Source organism: Pantoea sp. CFSAN033090 (assembly GCF_001264395.1).
GTDB lineage: Bacteria > Pseudomonadota > Gammaproteobacteria > Enterobacterales > Enterobacteriaceae > Pantoea > Pantoea agglomerans.
The window spans coordinates 17176-37193 of the sequence record NZ_LGYX01000011.1 but is presented as its reverse complement, the minus strand read 5'-3'; the positions used below and the strand labels follow the sequence as shown (position 1 = coordinate 37193).

The window sequence follows — 20018 nt, the reverse complement described above, 5'->3', positions numbered from 1 at the left end:
GTCACATTAAGCCTTCAGGAGTATTCCGGATGAGCAAGTTTCTTGATCGGTTTCGCTATTTCAAACAGCTGGCCGAACCCTTTTCCGGCCAGCATGGCCAGACGTTAAACAGCAACCGCGACTGGGAAGATGGCTATCGCAGTCGCTGGCAGCACGATAAAATCGTGCGCTCCACGCACGGCGTTAACTGTACCGGCTCATGCAGCTGGAAAATCTACGTCAAAAATGGACTGGTCACCTGGGAGACCCAGCAGACCGACTATCCGCGTACCCGTCCCGATCTGCCAAACCATGAGCCGCGTGGCTGCCCACGCGGTGCCAGCTACTCGTGGTATCTCTACAGCGCTAACCGCCTGAAATATCCGTTAATGCGCAAGAAGCTGATTCAGCTCTGGCGCGACGCGAAAGCGCAGCACAGCGATCCGGTGGACGCCTGGGCATCAATCATCAGTAATCCTGAAAAGGCCAGAAGCTACAAACAGGCGCGTGGACGCGGCGGCTTTGTCCGCTCCAGCTGGCAGGAAGTCAACGAGATGATCGCCGCCGCGAACATCTGCACCGCGAAGACCTACGGCCCTGACCGCATTATGGGATTCTCACCGATTCCGGCGATGTCGATGGTCTCTTACGCTGCGGGCGCACGTTACCTGTCACTGATTGGCGGAACCTGTCTGAGCTTCTACGACTGGTACTGCGATCTGCCGCCGGCCTCACCGATGACCTGGGGCGAGCAGACCGACGTGCCGGAATCGGCTGACTGGTACAACTCCTCCTACATTATTGCCTGGGGCTCTAACGTGCCGCAGACCCGTACCCCGGATGCGCACTTCTTTACGGAAGTCCGCTATAAAGGGACGAAAACCGTGGCGATCACGCCGGACTATGCTGAGGTCGCGAAGCTGTGTGACCAGTGGCTGAGTCCGAAGCAGGGCACCGACAGCGCGATGGCGCTGGCGATGGGCCACGTGATGCTGAAAGAGTTTCATCTTGATCGCGAAGTTGGCTATTTCCGCGACTACGTGCGCCGTTACACTGATATGCCGATGCTGGTGCTGCTGGAACCCCGTGAGGGCGGTTTTTACGCCGCCGGCCGTCAGCTGCGCGCCAGCGATCTGGTGGATGGGCTCGGTCAGGAGAATAACCCGGAGTGGAAAACCGTCGCGATCAACGAGGCGACCGGGGAGCTGACCGCGCCGCAGGGATCTATCGGCTTCCGCTGGGGCGAAAAAGGCAAATGGAACCTTGAGCAGCGTGATGGGGCATCACATCAGGAAGTTGAACTGCAGCTCAGCCTGCTCGGGAGCCACGATGAGGTGGTCGAGGTCGGTTTCCCTTACTTCGGTGGTATTACCAGCGAGCATTTCAACAGCGTTGCGCTGGACGAAATCCTGCTGCACAAGCTGCCGGTGAAACGCCTGCAACTGGCGGATGGCAGTGAAGCGCTGGTTACCAGCGTCTACGATCTGACGCTGGCGAATTATGGTCTGGATCGCGGTCTGGATGATGCCAACTGCGCGCAAACCTACGACGACATCAAAGCGTACAGCCCGGCCTGGGCGGAGCAGATTACGGGTGTCTCCCGTCAGAACATCATTCGCATTGCCCGTGAATTTGCCGAAAACGCCGAGAAAACCCGCGGTCGTTCGATGATCATCGTCGGTGCCGGTATGAACCACTGGTATCACATGGACATGAACTATCGTGGCCTGATGAACATGCTGATTTTCTGCGGCTGCGTCGGTCAGAGCGGCGGTGGCTGGGCGCACTATGTCGGCCAGGAGAAACTCCGTCCGCAGACCGGCTGGACCCCGCTGGCCTTTGGCCTGGACTGGCAGCGTCCGCCACGCCAGATGAACAGCACCTCCTTCTTCTACAACCACTCCAGTCAGTGGCGCTATGAAACCCTGGCCACCAGCGAATTGCTCTCCCCGCTGGCGGATAAAAGTCGCTACAGCGGCAGCCTGATCGACCTTAACGTCCGTTCCGAACGTATGGGCTGGCTGCCTTCAGCGCCGCAGCTTAACGTCAACCCGCTGCACATCGCGGCGCAGGCGAAAGCCGCCGGTCAGTCGCCGCTGGATTACACCGTGGAAAGCCTGAAGCAGGGCACCATGCGGTTTGCCGCTGAACAGCCGGACGATCCGCAGAACTTCCCGCGTAACCTGTTTGTCTGGCGCTCCAATCTGCTCGGCTCATCCGGTAAAGGGCATGAGTACATGCTGAAGTATCTGCTGGGCACGGAAAACGGCATTCAGGGCAAAGATTTAGGCCAGCAGGGCCGCGTGAAGCCGGAAGAGGTGGAGTGGCTGGATCAGGGTGCCGAAGGCAAACTGGATCTGGTGGTCACACTCGACTTCCGCATGTCGAGCACCTGTCTCTACTCCGATGTCGTGCTGCCAACGGCGACCTGGTATGAAAAAGACGATATGAATACCTCGGATATGCATCCGTTTATTCATCCGCTTTCGGCGGCCGTCGATCCTGCCTGGGACTCAAAAAGTGACTGGGAGATCTACAAAGGCATCGCCAAAGCCTTCTCCGATCTCTGCCCGGGTCATTTAGGCGTTGAAACGGACGTCGTTACTCTGCCGGTGTTGCATGACTCACCCGCGGAACTGGCGCAGCCTTTTGAGGCGAAAGACTGGAAAAAAGGCGAATGCGATCTGATTCCGGGTAAAACCGCGCCACACATTATGGTGGTGGAGCGCGACTATCCGGCGACCTGGGAGCGCTTTACCTCGCTGGGACCGTTGCTGGAGACCCTGGGTAACGGCGGCAAAGGTATCAGCTGGAACACCAGCAAAGAGGTCGATTTCCTCAAGCAACTGAACTACGTCAAAGCGGATGGCCCGGCAGCGGGGCGGCCAAATATCGACACGGCGATCGATGCGGCAGAAGTGATCCTGGCGCTGGCACCGGAAACCAATGGTCAGGTGGCGGTGAAAGCCTGGCAGGCGCTGGGCGTAATTACCGGTCGTGACCACACCCACCTGGCGCTCAATAAAGAAGATGAGAAGATTCGCTTCCGCGATATCCAGGCGCAGCCGCGCAAAATTATCTCCAGTCCGACCTGGTCAGGGCTGGAAGATGAACATGTCTCTTACAACGCCTGCTACACCAACGTTCATGAGCTGATCCCGTGGCGAACCCTGAGCGGCCGTCAGCAGCTCTATCAGGATCATGAGTGGATGCGCGCCTTTGGCGAGAGCCTGATGGTCTATCGTCCGCCAATCGATACCCGTGCGGCGAAGCCGTTGCTGAACAGCAAACCCAACGGTAACCCGGAGAAGGCGCTGAACTTCCTGACGCCACACCAGAAGTGGGGCATTCACTCCACCTACAGCGACAACCTGCTGATGCTGACACTGTCACGCGGCGGACCGATTGTCTGGATGAGTGAAGATGACGCCCGTGAGCTGGGTATTGTGGATAACGACTGGATCGAGGCGTTCAACGCCAACGGTGCGCTGACCGCACGTGCAGTAGTGAGCCAGCGTATCCCGGCGGGTATGACCATGATGTACCACGCGCAGGAACGTATCGTGAATATCCCTGGCTCGGAGATCACCAGCCAGCGCGGCGGGATCCATAACTCGGTGACGCGGACCTGCCCGAAACCGACCCATATGATCGGCGGTTATGCGCAGCTCTCCTGGGGCTTTAACTACTACGGCACCGTCGGCTCGAACCGCGATGAGTTCGTGGTAGTGAGAAAAATGAACAACGTTAACTGGTTAGATGGGGAAGGCAACGATGCCTGCCAGGGCAGCCAGCAGGAGGTAAAACCATGAAAATTCGTTCACAGGTCGGCATGGTGCTGAACCTCGACAAATGTATCGGCTGCCACACCTGCTCGGTAACCTGTAAAAATGTCTGGACCAGCCGCGAGGGCATGGAGTACGCCTGGTTTAACAACGTTGAAAGCAAACCTGGTGTCGGCTATCCGCACGCCTGGGAAGATCAGCAGAAGTGGAAGGGCGGCTGGATCCGTAAGATCAACGGTAAGCTGGAGCCGCGCATGGGCAGTCGCATCGGCCTGCTGTCGAAGATCTTCGCCAACCCGGATGTGCCCGCGCTGGATGATTACTACGAACCGTTCGATTTTGATTATCAGCATCTGCACAATGCGCCCGCCGGTAAGCATCAGCCGATTGCGCGTCCGCGCTCGCTGATCACCGGTCAGCGGATGAAAAAGATCGAAAACGGCCCGAACTGGGAAGAGATCCTCGGCGGCGAGTTTGCCAAACGTTCGCAGGATAAGAACTTCGATAACATCCAGAAGGAGATTTACGGTCAGTTTGAGCACACCTTCATGATGTACCTGCCGCGCCTGTGTGAGCACTGCCTCAACCCGGCGTGTGTGGCGACATGCCCAAGCGGCGCGATCTACAAACGCGGCGAAGATGGCATCGTACTGATCGACCAGGATAAATGTCGCGGCTGGCGGATGTGCCTCACCGGCTGTCCGTACAAGAAGATCTACTTCAACTGGAAAAGCGGCAAATCAGAAAAATGCATTTTCTGTTATCCGCGCATTGAAGCGGGCCAGCCCACCGTCTGTTCAGAAACCTGTGTCGGCCGTATCCGCTATCTCGGCGTGTTGCTCTATGACGCTGACCGCATTGAACAGGCGGCCGCAGCGGAAAACGAGAAAGATCTCTATCAGAGCCAGCTGGATATCTTCCTTGATCCCAACGATCCGGCGGTGATTGCGCAGGCGCTGAAAGATGGCGTTGCGCAGAGCGTGATCGACGCAGCACAGCGTTCACCGGTCTATAAAATGGCGATGGAGTGGAAGCTGGCGCTGCCACTTCACCCTGAATACCGCACGCTGCCGATGGTCTGGTATGTGCCACCACTGTCACCGATTCAGTCGGCGGTGGATGGCGGAGCGCTGGCGCACACCGGCGTGCTGCCGGATGTGGAAAGCCTGCGCATTCCGGTTGAGTATCTGGCGAACCTGCTGACCGCAGGCGACACCGCACCGGTGCTGCTGGCACTGAAGCGGATGCTGGCAATGCGTCATTACAAACGCGCAGAAAGCGTGGACGGTGAGCATGATATCCGGGCGCTGGAGCAGGTCGGCCTGACCGAAGCGCAGGCGCAGGAGATGTACCGCTATCTGGCGATCGCGAACTATGAAGATCGCTTTGTGGTGCCCTCCAGCCATCGCGAACTGGCGCGTGAAGCCTTCCCGGAAAGCAAAGGCTGCGGCTTTAGCTTTGGCGATGGCTGTCACGGCAGCGACAGCAAATTCAACCTGTTCAACAGCCGCCGTATTGATGCCATCGACGTCAGTAAGAAAACCATTCGTCCGGAGGATGCCTCATGATGACGTTACGGATTCTTTCGCGGCTGCTGGACTACCCGGACGAGGCGCTGTTTACCCACTCTTCCGACCTGATCGCGGCGCTGGATGACGCCACTGAACTCAACCTGCAGCAGAGCGCACGGCTGGTGCGGTTTATCAATCAGCTCTGTGCCCGGCCACTGCTCGACGTGCAGGCTGACTACTGCGAACTGTTTGATCGTGGCCGCGCCACCTCGCTGCTGCTGTTTGAACACGTGCACGGTGAGTCACGCGATCGCGGTCAGGCGATGGTTGATCTGCTGGAACAGTATCGTGCCGATGGTCTGGAGCTGGACAGCAAAGAGCTGCCCGATTTCCTGCCGCTCTACCTGGAGTATCTCGCCTGTAAAAGCGATGAGGCCGCGCGTCAGGGACTGGACGACATCGTGCCTATCCTGGCCTTGCTGGCGGCGCGACTTGAAGAGCGTCAGAGCCCCTACGCCGATCTCTTCACAGTGTTACTGACGCTGTCCGGTAGCGCGGTTGATCCTGCGGCCCTCAAGCCACAGGTGGCGCAGGAAGCGCGCGACGATACGCCGGCAGCACTGGATGCTGTCTGGGAAGAGGAGCAGATTAAATTTCTCGGCGAACAGGGCTGCGCCTCGGCGCAGCAGGCGATGCATCAGCGTCGCTTCGCCGATGCGGTCGCGCCGCAGTATCTGGACATCGCCGCGGCGACGGCGCGTACCACAGGAGAATCAGCATGAATTTTATTAACACTTTCTTCTTCGATATTTACCCCTATCTCGCCGGAACGGTCTTCCTGGTGGGAAGCTGGCTGCGCTATGACTACGGGCAGTACAGCTGGCGTGCCGGTTCCAGTCAGATGCTGGACAAAAAAGGGATGCGTCTCGCCTCCAACCTGTTCCACATCGGCATCATCGGTATTTTCTTCGGTCATATCGTCGGGATGCTGACGCCGCACTGGATGTATGAATCCTTCCTGCCGATCGACGTGAAGCAGAAACTGGCGATGATTGCCGGTGGCCTGTTCGGGGCGATGACACTGGTGGGTGGTGGACTGCTGCTGAAGCGCCGTCTGACCAATCCACGGGTGCGGGCGACCAGTAGCGTCGGTGATATTCTGATCATGACCCTGCTGGTGGCTCAGGCGACGCTGGGCCTGCTGACCATTCCCTTCTCCGCCCAGCATATGGACGGCAGTGAAATGATGAAGCTGGTGGGCTGGGCGCAGGCGGTGGTGACCTTCCACGGTGGCGCTTCGCAGCATCTCGACGGCGTGGCGTTTATCTACCGCGTGCACATGGTGCTGGGAATGACGCTGTTCCTGCTGTTCCCGTTCTGCCGGCTGGTGCATATCTGGAGCGCGCCGGTTGAGTATCTGACCCGTCGTTATCAGCTGGTGAGAAACCGCCGCTAAGCGCATGATGGTTGCGGGGCAGAGAGAGCCCCGCAGCCATTTTAGCCCACGGCTGCCTTGACGTTTTTTTAAGATTTTGCCCTGTATGTCATTGCGCTGAACGTCTACTATTACCGCATCTGAAATTACCCCTCGTTTATGGATAACCGATGCGCCTCAAGTTAGCCTTCCTTGCGTTCATCCCGCTTCTGGCCTCCTGCAGCAGCAAACCTGAAGTCCCGTCTCAGCAGAAGATGCTGGCTGCGCCACAGGGCGGTTTTTTACTGCAGCCGTCGCACAGCGGACAGGCGATGTTTGGCGACTTTGCCGGTAACCCGGCAGCAGAGCAATTTATCGATAAGATGGTGGAGAAGCATGACTTTGACCGTCAGCAACTGCACAACATCATCGGTCAGGCCAAACGACTGGATTATGTGCTGCGACTAATGGACCGTCAGGCACCAAGCTATACGCCAGCGCCAGGACCTAATGGCGCCTGGATCCGCTATCGCAACAAGTTCATTACGCCCGATAACGTGCAAAATGGGGTGGCGTTCTGGAATCAGTATCAGGATGCCCTGCAACGCGCACAGCAGGTTTATGGCGTGCCGCCAGAAATTATTGTGGGCATCATTGGCGTGGAAACCCGCTGGGGTCGTGTGATGGGGAAAACGCGGATTCTGGATGCGCTTGCGACCTTATCCTTTAACTATCCGCGCCGCGCAGAGTACTTCAGCAGCGAGCTGGAAACCTTTCTGTTGATGTCGCGCAAAGAGCAGGATGACCCGCTGGCGCTGAAAGGCTCCTTTGCCGGGGCGATGGGCTATGGTCAGTTTATGCCCTCCTCTTACAATGATTATGCGGTTGATTTCAACGGCGACGGTCATGCAAACCTGTGGGATCCGGTGGATGCTATCGGCAGCGTGGCGCACTATTTCCAGAAGCATGGCTGGCGCAGCGGCGAAAATGTGGCGGTACCGGCCAGCGGTCAGGCACCGATGCTGGAAGATGGCTTCAAAACCCGTTACAGCGTGAGCATGCTGGCGGCGTCAGGATTGTCACCACAGGGCTCGCTGAACGGTAACGATCAGGTCAGTCTGCTACGCCTGGATTTGGGCACCAGCTACCAGTACTGGTACGGCTTACCCAATTTCTATGTCATTACCCGCTACAACCACAGTACCCATTATGCGATGGCGGTGTGGCAGCTGGGTGAGGCGGTGAGCAAGGCACGCCAGGGCGGCCTGTTATAAAGGCTGTCCTTGTTAACTGTAAGGTTATATGATGACGCCCTTTTTCAGGCCACACAGCCACTGATATTTCTGGAGTCACTATGTCTTTACCTGCCTGCCCGGCTTGTCACGCCGATTACACCTGGCAAGATGGCGATAACCTTAACTGCCCCTCCTGCGGTCACATCTGGACCGAGGGAGAAGGTGACAGCAGCAACGCAACACTGGAAGTGCGTGATGCCAACGGCAATCTGCTGGCAGATGGCGACAGCGTCACGGTGATCAAAGATCTCAAGGTGAAGGGCAGTTCTTCATCGCTGAAGATCGGCACTAAAGTGAAAAGCATTCGTCTGGTTGAAGGGGACCACAACATCGATTGTAAAATCGACGGTTTTGGCCCGATGAAATTAAAATCTGAGTTTGTGAAAAAGAACTGAGATCGGGGGCGCAGGGATGCGCCCGCTTTCCTGCTTAGCTGAACAGCTTATCAATTGCGGCACACTGTTCCGCATTCAGCGTGCCACCGTAGTTTCGTGAGCCGCTGCTCATCGAGTCATAGCGCCGTGCCACGGCCGTTTTAATCGTCGTCACGAAATCATCTCCGATACTGTAAATCGCCATCAGACGGCCGATCTGCTGCTGCAGGCGCGTCAGCTCCGGCAGATTGCCACTTCGCCATGCCGTCATCATCTGCGCAAAGTACTCCGGTACAATATTATTCAGTCCTGAAATTACACCGGCACCGCCCGCCAGCAGGTTCGGGAGCAGGTACTCGTCATACCCCGACAGTACGGCGAAATCGCTACGCACCTTGCGGGTCTCTTCAATCATCATCCGGTTATGCGACAGGCAATCCACCGTATCTTTAATGCCGGCGAAGTTGGGCAGCTTTGCCGCCAGGGCGGCAATCAGCGCGGGCGTCAGATCGCAGCCGGTGCGGGCCGGAAAATTGTAGGCAAACCATTTACCACCCAGTTGGGCGTCCAGTGCTTCGAAGTAGTGCATCAGCTGGTTTTGCGTCTGGCCATAATAGTAGGGCGGCAGCACCATCACCGCGTCAAAGTCATTTTTCCAGGCGGCTTCAGCCAGCTCCAGCATGTCAGGAATGCAGGTTGCCGAGACGTTCGCGACCATCTTCAGCGATGACAAGGGTCTGGCTTCCTGAATCAGTTGTAAGCGTTCCTGCTGCGTCAGTGAGGCGAACTCGCCAATGCTGCCCATCACCAGTAAGGTATCGATACCGGAGTCATTGAGGCGGGAGAAATGTCGCCCTAGCGCATCAATATCGACCGCACCCTGCGCATTAAACGGGGTGACTGAAGGGCACCAGACACCGGCAAAGGGCGATTTTTCACTCATAAATGACTCCTGAATCGGATGTAAAAAAAATGAAACAGTGTTTTAACTTAATAACTCCGGCCGTTCTCTGCCAGCGCATGATTCAAAAATGAGCAACGGGTCGCACTTTTTCCTCTTTCATCCGTCTCAGTAAGCGGATGCATCTGATAACTGAGCGAGAGGTCATGATGAAAGAGTGGGATCCTGTGCTGTACCGTAAGTTTGAAGCGGAACGAACCCGTCCAGCCCGCGAACTTCTGGCGCGCCTCAGCCTGGAACAGGTTGAGCAGGTGACCGATCTGGGATGCGGGCCCGGTAACAGCACCGAGCTGCTCGCCGATGCCTGGCCACTGGCGCAGATTACCGGGCTGGACAGTTCCGCCACGATGTTAACTCAGGCCGCTGAACGCCTGCCGCACTGTCGTTTTATCCAGGCGGACATCCGCAACTGGCAGGCCGATGTGCCGCAGCAGGTGGTCTACGCCAATGCGTCTCTGCAATGGCTGGATAATCACGCAACGCTGTTTCCCCATCTGGTCAGCCAGCTGGCGCCCGGTGGCGTGTTAGCGATCCAGATGCCTGATAACCTCAATGAGCCGTCGCACCGGCTGATGCGCGAGGTGGCGGCAACAGATCGCTGGCGTTCACGCATCAATGCCGATGCCGCTGAACGTACACAGCTGCTTTCCACGGGCGAGTATTACGATCTGCTGACGCAGGCCGGCTGTGAGGTGGATATCTGGCGTACCACCTATTATCACGTGATGGCCGATGCGCAAGCAATTATCAGCTGGCTGCAGGCGACCGGTTTACGGCCTTTCCTGGCAACGCTGGATGAGACCGAACAGTCGGCGTTTCTGACCGATTATCATCAGCGTCTGCTCGCGGCTTATCCGGCTCAGGCCGATGGTCAGGTGTTGCTCGCCTTCCCGCGTCTTTTTATGGTTGCGGTGAAAAACCGGTAAGCGCAGTGGAAAGCTGGCCGCAAAAACAGCGTAATAATGGTGAGTGACCTTGAAAAAGCAGTTTTTCTGCACCACCTTCAACCCATAGCCAAAGGGAGAGTCGCAATGGATGATCAGCAATTGCAGGCGCTTAGTGCGCAGATAGGTGAGAAGCTGAAGCAGCGCAATGCCACCGTAACCTGTGCGGAATCCTGCACGGGGGGATGGATTGCCAAAGTCTTTACCGATATCAGCGGCAGCTCCGCCTGGTTCGAGCGGGGTTTTGTGACCTACAGTAACCAGGCCAAACAGCAGATGGTCAGTGTTCAGGCTGCTTCCCTGTTGCAGTATGGTGCGGTAAGTGATGTGGTGGTGCGGGAGATGGCGCTGGGTGCCCGCAGGGCGGCCCATGCTGACTACGCGATCTCCGTCAGCGGTATTGCCGGTCCGGATGGCGGCAGTGAAGAAAAACCGGTGGGTACGGTATGGTTTGGCTTTGCCGGGCCGCAGGATAACGTATTGACTTTTCAGCAGCATTTTAGCGGCGATCGTGATGCCGTACGCCGCCAGTCGGTGGCATGGGCCCTGCAGAAACTGTATGGCGAATTTCTGACAAATTAAACTTGATACTGTATGACTATACAGTATAATTGTCGGCAACAGAAAGAGTACAGGCACCCTGAGTGCGTGTTTACCCGGCTTGATTAGGAGTTGAAATGGCGATTGATGAAAACAAACAGAAGGCTTTAGCTGCCGCGCTTGGCCAGATTGAGAAGCAATTTGGTAAAGGCTCCATCATGCGCTTGGGTGAAGACCGCTCAATGGATGTGGAAACTATCTCTACCGGCTCGCTGTCGCTGGATATCGCATTAGGCGCAGGCGGTCTGCCAATGGGCCGTATCGTTGAGATCTACGGACCTGAGTCTTCAGGTAAAACCACGCTGACTCTGCAGGTTATCGCATCTGCACAGCGTAAAGGTAAAACCTGTGCCTTTATCGATGCCGAGCATGCGCTTGATCCGGTTTACGCCAAGAAACTCGGCGTAGACATTGATAACCTGCTCTGCTCTCAGCCAGACACTGGTGAGCAGGCTCTGGAAATTTGTGATGCGCTGGCGCGCTCTGGTGCCGTTGACGTGATCATCGTCGACTCCGTCGCGGCGCTGACGCCTAAAGCGGAAATCGAAGGTGAAATCGGTGACTCACACATGGGCCTCGCGGCACGTATGATGAGCCAGGCGATGCGTAAACTGGCCGGTAACCTGAAGCAGTCCAATACCCTGCTGATTTTCATCAACCAGATCCGTATGAAAATTGGTGTGATGTTTGGTAACCCGGAAACCACCACTGGTGGTAACGCGCTGAAGTTCTACGCCTCTGTCCGTCTTGATATCCGCCGTATCGGTGCAATCAAAGAGGGCGATAACGTGGTCGGCAGTGAGACCCGCGTTAAAGTGGTGAAAAACAAAATCGCCGCGCCATTCAAACAGGCTGAGTTCCAGATCATGTACGGCGAAGGTATCAATACCTTTGGTGAGCTGGTCGACCTGGGCGTGAAGCACAAGCTGATTGAAAAAGCGGGTGCATGGTACAGCTACAATGGCGACAAGATTGGTCAGGGTAAATCGAATGCCGGCAACTTCCTGAAAGAGAATGCTGCTGTGGCAAACGAGATTGATCTGAAGTTACGTGAGATGTTGCTCAACGGCGCGGATGAAAAACTCGCAGCAGCCGACAAGGCTGCTGAGAAAGAAGACGCGGCTGAAGCGAACGAAGACTTCTAATCTCTGATGCGGGAGGGGCGAAATCCTCTCCCGTAGTTTTATCCCCCTCTATTATCTTTCTTGCCTTCCCTCTGTCCTGTTCTGTCGCCATAATCTCCCTCTGTTTGTACAAGGTGCGCAGTATGACTGAACCCTCTCAACCCCAACCTAATGTCGTCTCTTACTCTCGTCTGCTTGACCGTGCGATGCGTATTCTGGGTCAGCGCGACCACAGCCGTGCAGAGTTAGCGCGTAAACTGCAACAATCAGCGCAGCGTGCTGCGTGGGCGCAGAAAAAAGAGCCCGAAATTGTTACCGAAGCGTTGCTGGAACAGGTTCTTAACTGGTGTCAGGAAAGCGGCTGGTTAAACGACGAGCGTTTCACCGAACGATTTATTCAGAGCCGGAGCCGTAAGGGCTTTGGATCGCAGCGCGTGCGCCTTGAACTGGGCCAGAAAGGCATCGACCGTGAAGCCATTGATCTTGCAATGGAAGAGACAGAGGTAGACTGGGCGGCGTGCGCGGCTCAGCTGGCTGAACGAAAATTCGGACACCCGCTGCCCACAGAGTGGAAAGAGAAAGCGAAAGTACTACGCTATCTGCAGTCAAAGGGTTTTATGAGCGAAGATATCCAGTCCATTTTCAGAAATTTTGATGACTAAAAGCCGATGTAATTTTACTTCCCACTGAAGAAAATTTATCTTATTCCCACTTTTTGTTCCGCTAATCAGGCACCACCAGAATGTGGTCGCGCCGATCAGAGGGAACGTTCGTTAGCGTGATTCCAGGATATATATGAGCAAGAGCACTGCTGAGATCCGTCAAGCGTTTCTCGACTTTTTTCATAGCAAGGGACATGAGGTTGTAACCAGCAGCTCCCTCGTACCGAATAACGATCCAACGTTGTTGTTTACTAACGCCGGGATGAACCAGTTTAAAGATGTGTTCCTCGGTCAGGACAAACGTGACTATACACGTGCGACCACGTCACAGCGCTGTGTACGCGCAGGCGGCAAACACAACGATCTTGAAAACGTCGGTTACACCGCACGTCACCACACCTTCTTTGAAATGCTGGGTAACTTCAGCTTTGGTGACTACTTCAAGAGAGAGGCGATTGGTTTTGCCTGGGAACTGCTGACGAGCGAGCAGTGGTTCAGCCTGCCAAAAGAGCGTCTGTGGGTGACGATCTATGAAACCGACGATGAAGCCTTTGATATCTGGGCGAACGAAATCGGTGTGCCACGTGAACGCATTATTCGCATCGGCGACAACAAGGGCAGCGCGTATGCGTCAGATAACTTCTGGCAGATGGGCGATACCGGTCCTTGTGGTCCGTGCAGCGAGATTTTCTACGATCATGGCGATCACATCTGGGGTGGCCCGCCGGGCAGCCCGGAAGAAGATGGTGACCGTTACATTGAGATCTGGAACATCGTCTTTATGCAGTTCAACCGTCAGGCTGATGGCACCATGCTGCCGCTGCCAAAACCGTCGGTTGATACCGGAATGGGCCTTGAGCGTATTTCTGCCGTTCTGCAACACGTCAACTCCAACTATGAAATCGACCTGTTCCAGAAACTGATTCAGGCCGTGGCACAGGTTACCGGTGCCACTGACCTCAGTAACAAATCGCTGCGTGTCATTGCCGACCACATTCGCTCCTGTGCATTCCTGATTGCCGATGGCGTCATCCCGTCTAATGAGAACCGTGGCTACGTGCTGCGTCGTATCATTCGTCGTGCCGTGCGTCATGGCAACATGCTGGGCGCTAAAGAGGCCTTCTTCTATAAGCTGGTTGCGCCACTGGTTGAGGTCATGGGTGCCGCAGGCGAAGAGTTACAGCGCCAGCAGGCTCAGGTTGAGCAGGTGCTGAAAAGCGAAGAAGATCAGTTTGCCAGAACCCTGGAGCGCGGACTGGCGCTGCTGGACGAAGAGCTGGAAAAACTGCAGGGCGACACGCTGGATGGCGAAATCGTCTTTCGTCTCTACGATACCTTTGGTTTCCCGGCTGATTTAACGGCTGACGTCTGTCGCGAACGCAATCTGAAAATCGATGAAGCCGGCTTTGAGCGGGCGATGGAGCAGCAGCGTCAGCGCGCACGTGAAGCGAGTGGCTTCGGCGCTGACTACAGCAACGTTATTCGTATTGATGCCGCCTCATCCTTCAAAGGCTACGACCAGCTCGATTTAGCTGCCACGGTGAAAGCGCTCTATGTTGCAGGCGAGGCGGTTGATGAAGTGACCGCGGGTCAGGATGCTGTGGTCGTGCTGGATGAAACGCCATTCTATGGCGAATCGGGTGGCCAGGTAGGCGATACCGGTCTGCTGAAAGGGAAGAATGCTGAATTTAGCGTCCAGGATACACAAAAATATGGTCAGGCAATCGGTCATGTCGGTAAGCTGACCGCAGGGCAGTTGCGTATCGGTGATCGCCTTGAGGCAGAGGTTGATGCGGCACGCCGTGCGCGCATCCGTCTTAACCACTCTGCTACTCACTTACTGCATGCCGCCTTGCGTCAGGTTTTAGGTGAGCATGTGGCGCAGAAAGGCTCGCTGGTTAACGATAAGTACCTGCGTTTCGATTTCTCGCATTTCGAAGCGATGAAACCTCAGGAGATTCGTCAGGTCGAAGATATCGTCAATGCGCAAATTCGTCGCAACCTGCCGGTTGAAACCGAAGTGATGGATCTGGATGCGGCGAAGTCTAAAGGGGCAATGGCACTGTTTGGCGAGAAATATGATCAGCGCGTGCGCGTTCTGACCATGGGTGATTTCTCTGTTGAGCTGTGTGGTGGTACCCATGCTGCGCGCACGGGTGACATCGGGCTGTTCCGTATTCAGGCGGAGTCAGGTACCGCAGCCGGTATTCGTCGTATCGAAGCGATTACGGGTGAAGGCGCGCTGGCGCAGGTCAATGCGCAGAGCAGCCAGCTGCAGGATCTTGCGCAGCTGGTAAAAGCGAACAGCAGCAACCTGAATGAGAAAGTGCGTGGTCTGGTCGATCATGTACGGGCTCTGGAGAAAGAGTTGCAGCAACTGCGCGATCAGCAAGCCGCGCAGGAGAGCGCTTCACTGAGCAGCAATGCTATCGACATTAAGGGAGTGAAACTGCTGGTCAGTGAGCTCAACAATGTTGAACCTAAAATGTTGCGTACCATGGTTGATGATCTTAAGAATCAGCTGGGTTCGGCGATTATTGTGCTGGCAACGGTTACTGAAGGTAAGGTGTCGCTGATTGCGGGTGTGACCAAAGATCTGACTGACCGTGTTAAAGCGGGTGAGTTGATTGCCGGTCTGGCTCAGCAGGTTGGCGGGAAGGGCGGTGGCCGTCCTGATATGGCACAAGCTGGTGGTAACGATGCGGGTGCTCTGAAAGGCGCATTAGCAGGGGTTGAGGACTGGGTCAGCAGCCGTCTGTAAGTGAATTAAAACAAGGCATCGTAAAAAGCGTCAGAACGGTTGTTCCGGCGCTTTTTAATACGATGCTAAAGCAGCAAATGACAAAGTCAGGTTGATGTAGTGTATTTCGGCTAAACTAACTATCAGCAGAATGTATTGGCGCATCGATGTGCATTGGTGTATTTCTCATACACATTGTGCAGCGTTAAATGATGGATAATGCCGGGAGCCTGTACAAGCCCGACTCTTTTAATCTTTCAAGGAGCAAAGAATGCTTATTCTAACTCGTCGAGTTGGTGAAACCCTCATGATCGGTGATGAGGTAACTGTAACGGTGCTGGGTGTTAAGGGTAACCAGGTTCGTATCGGTGTTAACGCGCCGAAAGAAGTGTCTGTGCATCGCGAAGAGATCTATCAACGCATCCAGGCTGAAAAAACGCAACAAACCAGCGTTTAACGGATTCAGCGTCTCGCACCTGTGCGAGGCGCTACCGCTTTCTGTAAAAATCCTGCCTTTTCTTTCTACCTGTTCCTCCTCTGTTTTGTTAACGCCATCATCTTTCATTGTTGATAATTCACTCTTTTTGTCGCCATTTTGTCCCAATTGTGTGTGATTTGCTCAATCAAACAAAGTTTCGGAAAAATTGTTTGACTTAAAAGTCCGGGAAAGTAATATGTGCGCCACGCAGTGCCGATGAGCAGAAACAACGTTCAGACGCACAGTTCGAAAGAAAGCGTAAGGTGAGGTGGCCGAGAGGCTGAAGGCGCTCCCCTGCTAAGGGAGTATACGGTCAAAAGCTGTATCGAGGGTTCGAATCCCTCCCTCACCGCCATTTTCGATGCATCCATAGCTCAGCTGGATAGAGTACTCGGCTACGAACCGAGCGGTCGGAGGTTCGAATCCTCCTGGATGCACCATCGAAAAAAAGAAACAAAGCGAATTAGCAATTCCTTTCATGGTGAGTAGTTAGCACCCTGCGTTGTACAAGAATTTGTTTTATGCATCCATAGCTCAGCTGGATAGAGTACTCGGCTACGAACCGAGCGGTCGGAGGTTCGAATCCTCCTGGATGCACCATATTCTTCCCGAATATGGACAGTGCCTAAGTGTGTCATGACGTGATTATCGTTCAGGCCGCACTAAGGAGGATAACGTTGCATCAGCAACGGCCCATAGGGCGAAGCGCAAGCTGAGTAATCCTCCTGGATGCACCATTCTTTGTAACATCCTCAGGTTGGTTTCTGTAAGTCCATAAAAAGTTGTACCTCAAAAGATAGACCCCAAAAGATAGACCCCAATGCATCCATAGCTCAGCTGGATAGAGTACTCGGCTACGAACCGAGCGGTCGGAGGTTCGAATCCTCCTGGATGCACCATCTTCTCGAATGTTGGCAGTTCCTCAGTGTGACATGACGCAATAAGCGTTCCGGCCGCACGAAGGGGGATAACGTTGCATCAGCAACGGCCCGCAGGGCGAAGCGCAAGCTGAGTCATCCTCCTGGATGCACCATCTTCTTCTTTAGCCTCAAAATCCCTCAAAGTATCATGGCGCGATGATCGCTAAGACCTCACTAAACACGATAGCGTTACTTCCGTAACCGCCCGTACAGCAAACGCTGAGTGAGTATCCTGAAAAACCTCTGCAGTTTCCCTCTGGCTTCACACGCACTCTTTTCCTGTTTAATCTGCCCCATTGATTCATCATCCTGACTTAAGCGATCCGAAACGCCTGTTTCCCGCATCAACGCCTTCTGTTTTGCTGCCCATGCCCGTCCGCCGCCGCTTGTCTGCCAGAAGAATGTTAAAAAAACGCTGGAATTTCGTACGTTTATCGCTGGTCGTGCACGATCACCTTTATCTGAAAACAAAAATTGTTAATGCTTTCAAAGCATTTGCTGTTCATCCCCCCTGGCGACAACCTGTCCACATTAGGCTAAAGTAATGTCTCATTTGATGAATGTCCGGAGTGACAATGTACGATCAATATGACGCCCTGATTTTCGATATGGACGGCACGATTCTTGATACTGAGCCGACACATCGAAAAGCGTGGCGTCAGGTACTGACGCGTTATGGATTAACGCTGGATGAAGCACGTATTATCGACTTCAATGGCGCACCAACCTGGCGGCTGTCGCAGTTCATCATTGAATCCAATCAGTCGTCACTCGACCCTCATCTTCTTGCCGCAGAAAAAACCGCTGCCGTGAAAGCGATGCTGCTGGAAAACGTTAAGCCACTGCCTTTAATGGAGGTGGTGAAAGCGTATCACGGGCGGCGTCCGATGGCGGTCGGTACCGGAAGCGAACACAGCATGGCAGAGGCGTTACTGACGCAGCTGGGCGTACGTGAGCTCTTTTCGGCCGTCGTCGGTGCTGACGACGTACAGCGTCATAAACCTGAGCCTGAAACCTTCTTACGCTGCGCTGAGCTGATGGGTGTGACGCCGGCACGTTGTGTGGTGTTTGAGGATGCGGACTTTGGTATTCAGGCAGCGAAGGCGGCAGGTATGGCTGTGGTGGATGTCCGCTTACTGTGAGTGACGTTCTTACCTATGCCTCGATGTTCGGCAGCAGCTTTTTAAGTGCAACGCTCCTGCCGGGAAGTTCTGAAGCACTGCTGATAGCACTATTGATAGCAAAAAAGACATCAGTTTACGGGTTGCTTTTGGCCGCATCACTGGGAAACACCTTGGGCGGCTTAACCAACATTCTTATTGGTCGCTTGCTGCCGTTAAAACGTCAGGGGCGATGGCATGACACAGCAATGACGTGGTTGCACCGACTGGGACCTGCAGCACTGTTATTCAGCTGGCTGCCAGTGATAGGTGATCTGCTCTGCGTTCTGGCAGGCTGGTTACGTTTCGCCTGGCTACCCGCGATGCTGTTTCTCGCTGTCGGCAAAACACTGCGTTATATCGTTATCGCGACTGCCACATTACAGGGTATGCAATGGTGGCATTGATTCGCACAGATTCGAGGCTACGGTTAACATTATGCTGAACAAAAATAAATTATTATCACAGCGGGGGGGTAATGTGATCCCGGACGTATCTAAAGCGCTCTCCTGGCTGGAAGCGCATCCCAATGCCCTTAAAGGTATTGGCCGTGGCATCGAGCGTGAAACGCTGCGTGTAGAGGCAAATGGCGAGCTGGCAAAAAGCGGTCACCCGGAATCTCTGGGGTCGGCGCTGAAACATGACTGGATCACCACTGACTTTGCCGAAACGTTGCTGGAATTTATTACGCCAGTGGATCACAGCATTGATCATATGCTGGCATTCCTGCGCGATATCCATCGTCACGTTGCCCGTGAACTGGGTGATGAACGCATGTGGCCATTTAGTATGCCGTGCGTGATTGACGATGCGGACAATATTGAACTGGCGCAATATGGCACGTCCAATATTGGTCAGATGAAGACGCTTTACCGCGAAGGGCTGAAAAACCGCTACGGCGCGTTGATGCAGACCATCTCCGGCATTCACTATAATTTCTCACTGCCACTCTCATTCTGGCAGGAGTGGGCTGACGTGAAAGATAAGGAAAGCGGAAAAGAGACGATCTCGGCGGGCTATCTGCGGCTGATCCGCAACTATTATCGCTTCGGCTGGGTGATCCCCTATCTGTTTGGCGCATCGCCTGCTATCAGCTCCAGCTTCCTGCAGGGCCGTGAGAGCGCGCTGCCGTTTGAAACCAACGACAAAGACACGATGTGGCTGCCGTATGCCACCTCGCTGCGTCTGAGCGATTTAGGCTACACCAATAAATCACAGAGCTCTCTGGGCATCACGTTTAACTCGCTGGAAGGCTATGTCACTGCGCTGAAGAAAGCGATCAAGACGCCGTCAGAAGAGTATGCAGCGATGGGCACTAAAGATGCCGACGGTAACTGGCTGCAGCTCAACACCAACGTGCTGCAGATTGAAAACGAGCTCTATGCGCCAATCCGGCCTAAGCGTGTGACACGCTCGGGTGAAGCGCCCTCTGATGCGCTGCTGCGTGGTGGTATTGAGTACATTGAAGTGCGTTCGCTGGATATCAACCCGTTCTCTGCGATCGGCGTAGATGAGAATCAGGTTCGCTTCCTCGACCTGTTCCTGATCTGGTGTACCCTGGCCGATGCGCCGGAAATGAGTGCAGATGAGTTGCAATGCACCCGTATAAACTGGAACCGGGTTGTGCTGGAAGGGCGTAAACCGGACCAGAAAATTGCCGTAGGCTGCGGAGAAGAGGAACATTCGCTGGTTGAAGTGGGCAAAACCCTGTTTGCCGATCTGCGTCGGGTTGCTGAAGTGTTAGACAGTCATAATCAGGACAGCACGGAATATCAGCAGGTTTGCGATCAACTGGTAGCATCGTTCGACGATCCTGAGCTAACCTACTCGGCGCGCATCCTTCAGGCAATGAAGGACAACGGTGTAACCGGAACCGGCGTGGCGCTGGCTGAACAGTATCGCCATCTGCTCTGCGAAGAGCCGCTGGAAGTGCTGACAGAAGAAGATTTCACGCGTCAGGCGCAGGCGTCTGTTGCTGCACAGCAGCAGCTGGAAGCGAATGATAAGCTGGATTTTGAAGCGTATCTGGCGAGCCGGGAAGGGTAGAAAAGAAAAAGGCCACATCAATGTG

General features: G+C 54.9%; 16 protein-coding genes and 4 tRNA genes. 19 read left to right on the top strand and 1 reads right to left on the bottom strand.

The window, feature by feature from the left end:
- The first annotated feature begins 29 nt into the window (after positions 1-29).
- The 6 genes from AFL22_RS11860 to AFL22_RS11835 all read left to right on the top strand — a co-directional run bounded on the left by AFL22_RS11860 (position 30) and on the right by AFL22_RS11835 (position 8379).
- Positions 30-3791, top strand: a complete 3762-nt coding sequence (locus AFL22_RS11860) for a nitrate reductase subunit alpha (RefSeq protein WP_010248527.1) — start codon at positions 30-32, stop codon at positions 3789-3791.
- Positions 3788-5332, top strand: coding sequence for a nitrate reductase subunit beta (gene narH, locus AFL22_RS11855; RefSeq protein ID WP_010248525.1), 1545 nt, complete (start codon positions 3788-3790; stop codon positions 5330-5332). Before AFL22_RS11860 ends, narH begins: the two co-directional genes overlap by 4 nt.
- On the top strand, positions 5329-6057 hold the full coding sequence (narJ, locus tag AFL22_RS11850; RefSeq protein WP_033772484.1) for a nitrate reductase molybdenum cofactor assembly chaperone: 729 nt from the start codon (positions 5329-5331) through the stop codon (positions 6055-6057). Before narH ends, narJ begins: the two co-directional genes overlap by 4 nt.
- Positions 6054-6731 carry a respiratory nitrate reductase subunit gamma gene (gene narI / locus AFL22_RS11845; protein ID WP_022623789.1) on the top strand — a complete coding sequence of 226 codons (678 nt, stop codon included), beginning with the start codon at positions 6054-6056 and terminating at the stop codon, positions 6729-6731. Before narJ ends, narI begins: the two co-directional genes overlap by 4 nt.
- A gap of 149 nt (positions 6732-6880) precedes the next feature.
- A complete protein-coding gene (gene mltB / locus AFL22_RS11840) occupies positions 6881-7963 on the top strand; it encodes a lytic murein transglycosylase B (RefSeq protein ID WP_010248519.1) in 1083 nt (360 codons plus the stop codon).
- Positions 7964-8043: 80 nt separating this feature from the next.
- The gene (locus tag AFL22_RS11835) at positions 8044-8379 is read left to right on the top strand and encodes a zinc ribbon domain-containing protein YjdM (protein WP_010248517.1); all 336 of its coding nucleotides are present in this window, start codon (positions 8044-8046) and stop codon (positions 8377-8379) included.
- A gap of 34 nt (positions 8380-8413) precedes the next feature.
- On the opposite strand, the gene AFL22_RS11830 is transcribed toward AFL22_RS11835, so the two are convergent.
- Positions 8414-9301, bottom strand: a complete 888-nt coding sequence (locus AFL22_RS11830; protein ID WP_033758690.1) for a dihydrodipicolinate synthase family protein — start codon at positions 9299-9301, stop codon at positions 8414-8416.
- Between the two features lie 167 nt (positions 9302-9468).
- Here AFL22_RS11830 and tam point away from each other — a divergent pair, with 167 nt between their 5' ends.
- The 13 genes from tam to gshA all read left to right on the top strand — a co-directional run bounded on the left by tam (position 9469) and on the right by gshA (position 19993).
- Complete coding sequence (gene tam, locus AFL22_RS11825) at positions 9469-10245, top strand: trans-aconitate 2-methyltransferase (protein WP_052271530.1); 777 nt, start codon at positions 9469-9471, stop codon at positions 10243-10245.
- 105 nt (positions 10246-10350) lie between these two features.
- Positions 10351-10845 carry a nicotinamide-nucleotide amidase gene (pncC, locus tag AFL22_RS11820; protein WP_010672121.1) on the top strand — a complete coding sequence of 165 codons (495 nt, stop codon included), beginning with the start codon at positions 10351-10353 and terminating at the stop codon, positions 10843-10845.
- Between the two features lie 95 nt (positions 10846-10940).
- A complete protein-coding gene (gene recA / locus AFL22_RS11815) occupies positions 10941-12008 on the top strand; it encodes a recombinase RecA (RefSeq protein WP_010248510.1) in 1068 nt (355 codons plus the stop codon).
- A 122-nt stretch (positions 12009-12130) separates the two neighbouring features.
- On the top strand, positions 12131-12649 hold the full coding sequence (locus AFL22_RS11810) for a regulatory protein RecX (protein WP_010248508.1): 519 nt from the start codon (positions 12131-12133) through the stop codon (positions 12647-12649).
- A 133-nt stretch (positions 12650-12782) separates the two neighbouring features.
- Positions 12783-15410: an alanine--tRNA ligase gene (gene alaS, locus AFL22_RS11805; RefSeq protein ID WP_052271489.1), complete on the top strand. Its 2628-nt coding sequence runs from the start codon at positions 12783-12785 to the stop codon at positions 15408-15410.
- A gap of 250 nt (positions 15411-15660) precedes the next feature.
- Positions 15661-15846 carry a carbon storage regulator CsrA gene (gene csrA, locus AFL22_RS11800; protein ID WP_008927091.1) on the top strand — a complete coding sequence of 62 codons (186 nt, stop codon included), beginning with the start codon at positions 15661-15663 and terminating at the stop codon, positions 15844-15846.
- 283 nt (positions 15847-16129) lie between these two features.
- Positions 16130-16222: transfer RNA gene (locus AFL22_RS11795), tRNA-Ser, on the top strand.
- Positions 16223-16230: 8 nt separating this feature from the next.
- Positions 16231-16307, top strand: a tRNA-Arg gene (locus AFL22_RS11790).
- 83 nt (positions 16308-16390) lie between these two features.
- A tRNA-Arg gene (locus tag AFL22_RS11785) sits at positions 16391-16467 on the top strand.
- A gap of 222 nt (positions 16468-16689) precedes the next feature.
- Positions 16690-16766: transfer RNA gene (locus AFL22_RS11780), tRNA-Arg, on the top strand.
- A gap of 596 nt (positions 16767-17362) precedes the next feature.
- On the top strand, positions 17363-17929 hold the full coding sequence (gene yqaB / locus AFL22_RS11775) for a fructose-1-phosphate/6-phosphogluconate phosphatase (RefSeq protein ID WP_031594176.1): 567 nt from the start codon (positions 17363-17365) through the stop codon (positions 17927-17929).
- Positions 17926-18354, top strand: coding sequence for a YqaA family protein (locus AFL22_RS11770; protein ID WP_010248498.1), 429 nt, complete (start codon positions 17926-17928; stop codon positions 18352-18354). The genes yqaB and AFL22_RS11770 overlap by 4 nt, the downstream gene beginning before the upstream one ends.
- Positions 18355-18385: 31 nt before the next feature.
- A complete protein-coding gene (gene gshA, locus AFL22_RS11765; RefSeq protein ID WP_050680043.1) occupies positions 18386-19993 on the top strand; it encodes a glutamate--cysteine ligase in 1608 nt (535 codons plus the stop codon).
- Positions 19994-20018: the final 25 nt, after the last annotated feature.

What these genes read in the sequence shown, in the direction of transcription:
- narJ (WP_033772484.1), top strand. Translation starts at nt 5,329, where the DNA reads ATGATGACGTTACGGATTCTTTCGCGGCTGCTGGACTACCCGGACGAG.
- AFL22_RS11810 (WP_010248508.1), top strand. Translation starts at nt 12,131, where the DNA reads ATGACTGAACCCTCTCAACCCCAACCTAATGTCGTCTCTTACTCTCGT.
- pncC (WP_010672121.1), top strand. Translation starts at nt 10,351, where the DNA reads ATGGATGATCAGCAATTGCAGGCGCTTAGTGCGCAGATAGGTGAGAAG.
- mltB (WP_010248519.1), top strand. Translation starts at nt 6,881, where the DNA reads ATGCGCCTCAAGTTAGCCTTCCTTGCGTTCATCCCGCTTCTGGCCTCC.
- gshA (WP_050680043.1), top strand. Translation starts at nt 18,386, where the DNA reads ATGCTGAACAAAAATAAATTATTATCACAGCGGGGGGGTAATGTGATC.
- AFL22_RS11835 (WP_010248517.1), top strand. Translation starts at nt 8,044, where the DNA reads ATGTCTTTACCTGCCTGCCCGGCTTGTCACGCCGATTACACCTGGCAA.
- yqaB (WP_031594176.1), top strand. Translation starts at nt 17,363, where the DNA reads ATGTACGATCAATATGACGCCCTGATTTTCGATATGGACGGCACGATT.
- csrA (WP_008927091.1), top strand. Translation starts at nt 15,661, where the DNA reads ATGCTTATTCTAACTCGTCGAGTTGGTGAAACCCTCATGATCGGTGAT.
- narI (WP_022623789.1), top strand. Translation starts at nt 6,054, where the DNA reads ATGAATTTTATTAACACTTTCTTCTTCGATATTTACCCCTATCTCGCC.
- narH (WP_010248525.1), top strand. Translation starts at nt 3,788, where the DNA reads ATGAAAATTCGTTCACAGGTCGGCATGGTGCTGAACCTCGACAAATGT.
- recA (WP_010248510.1), top strand. Translation starts at nt 10,941, where the DNA reads ATGGCGATTGATGAAAACAAACAGAAGGCTTTAGCTGCCGCGCTTGGC.
- AFL22_RS11830 (WP_033758690.1), bottom strand. Translation starts at nt 9,301, where the DNA reads ATGAGTGAAAAATCGCCCTTTGCCGGTGTCTGGTGCCCTTCAGTCACC.
- tam (WP_052271530.1), top strand. Translation starts at nt 9,469, where the DNA reads ATGAAAGAGTGGGATCCTGTGCTGTACCGTAAGTTTGAAGCGGAACGA.
- AFL22_RS11860 (WP_010248527.1), top strand. Translation starts at nt 30, where the DNA reads ATGAGCAAGTTTCTTGATCGGTTTCGCTATTTCAAACAGCTGGCCGAA.
- alaS (WP_052271489.1), top strand. Translation starts at nt 12,783, where the DNA reads ATGAGCAAGAGCACTGCTGAGATCCGTCAAGCGTTTCTCGACTTTTTT.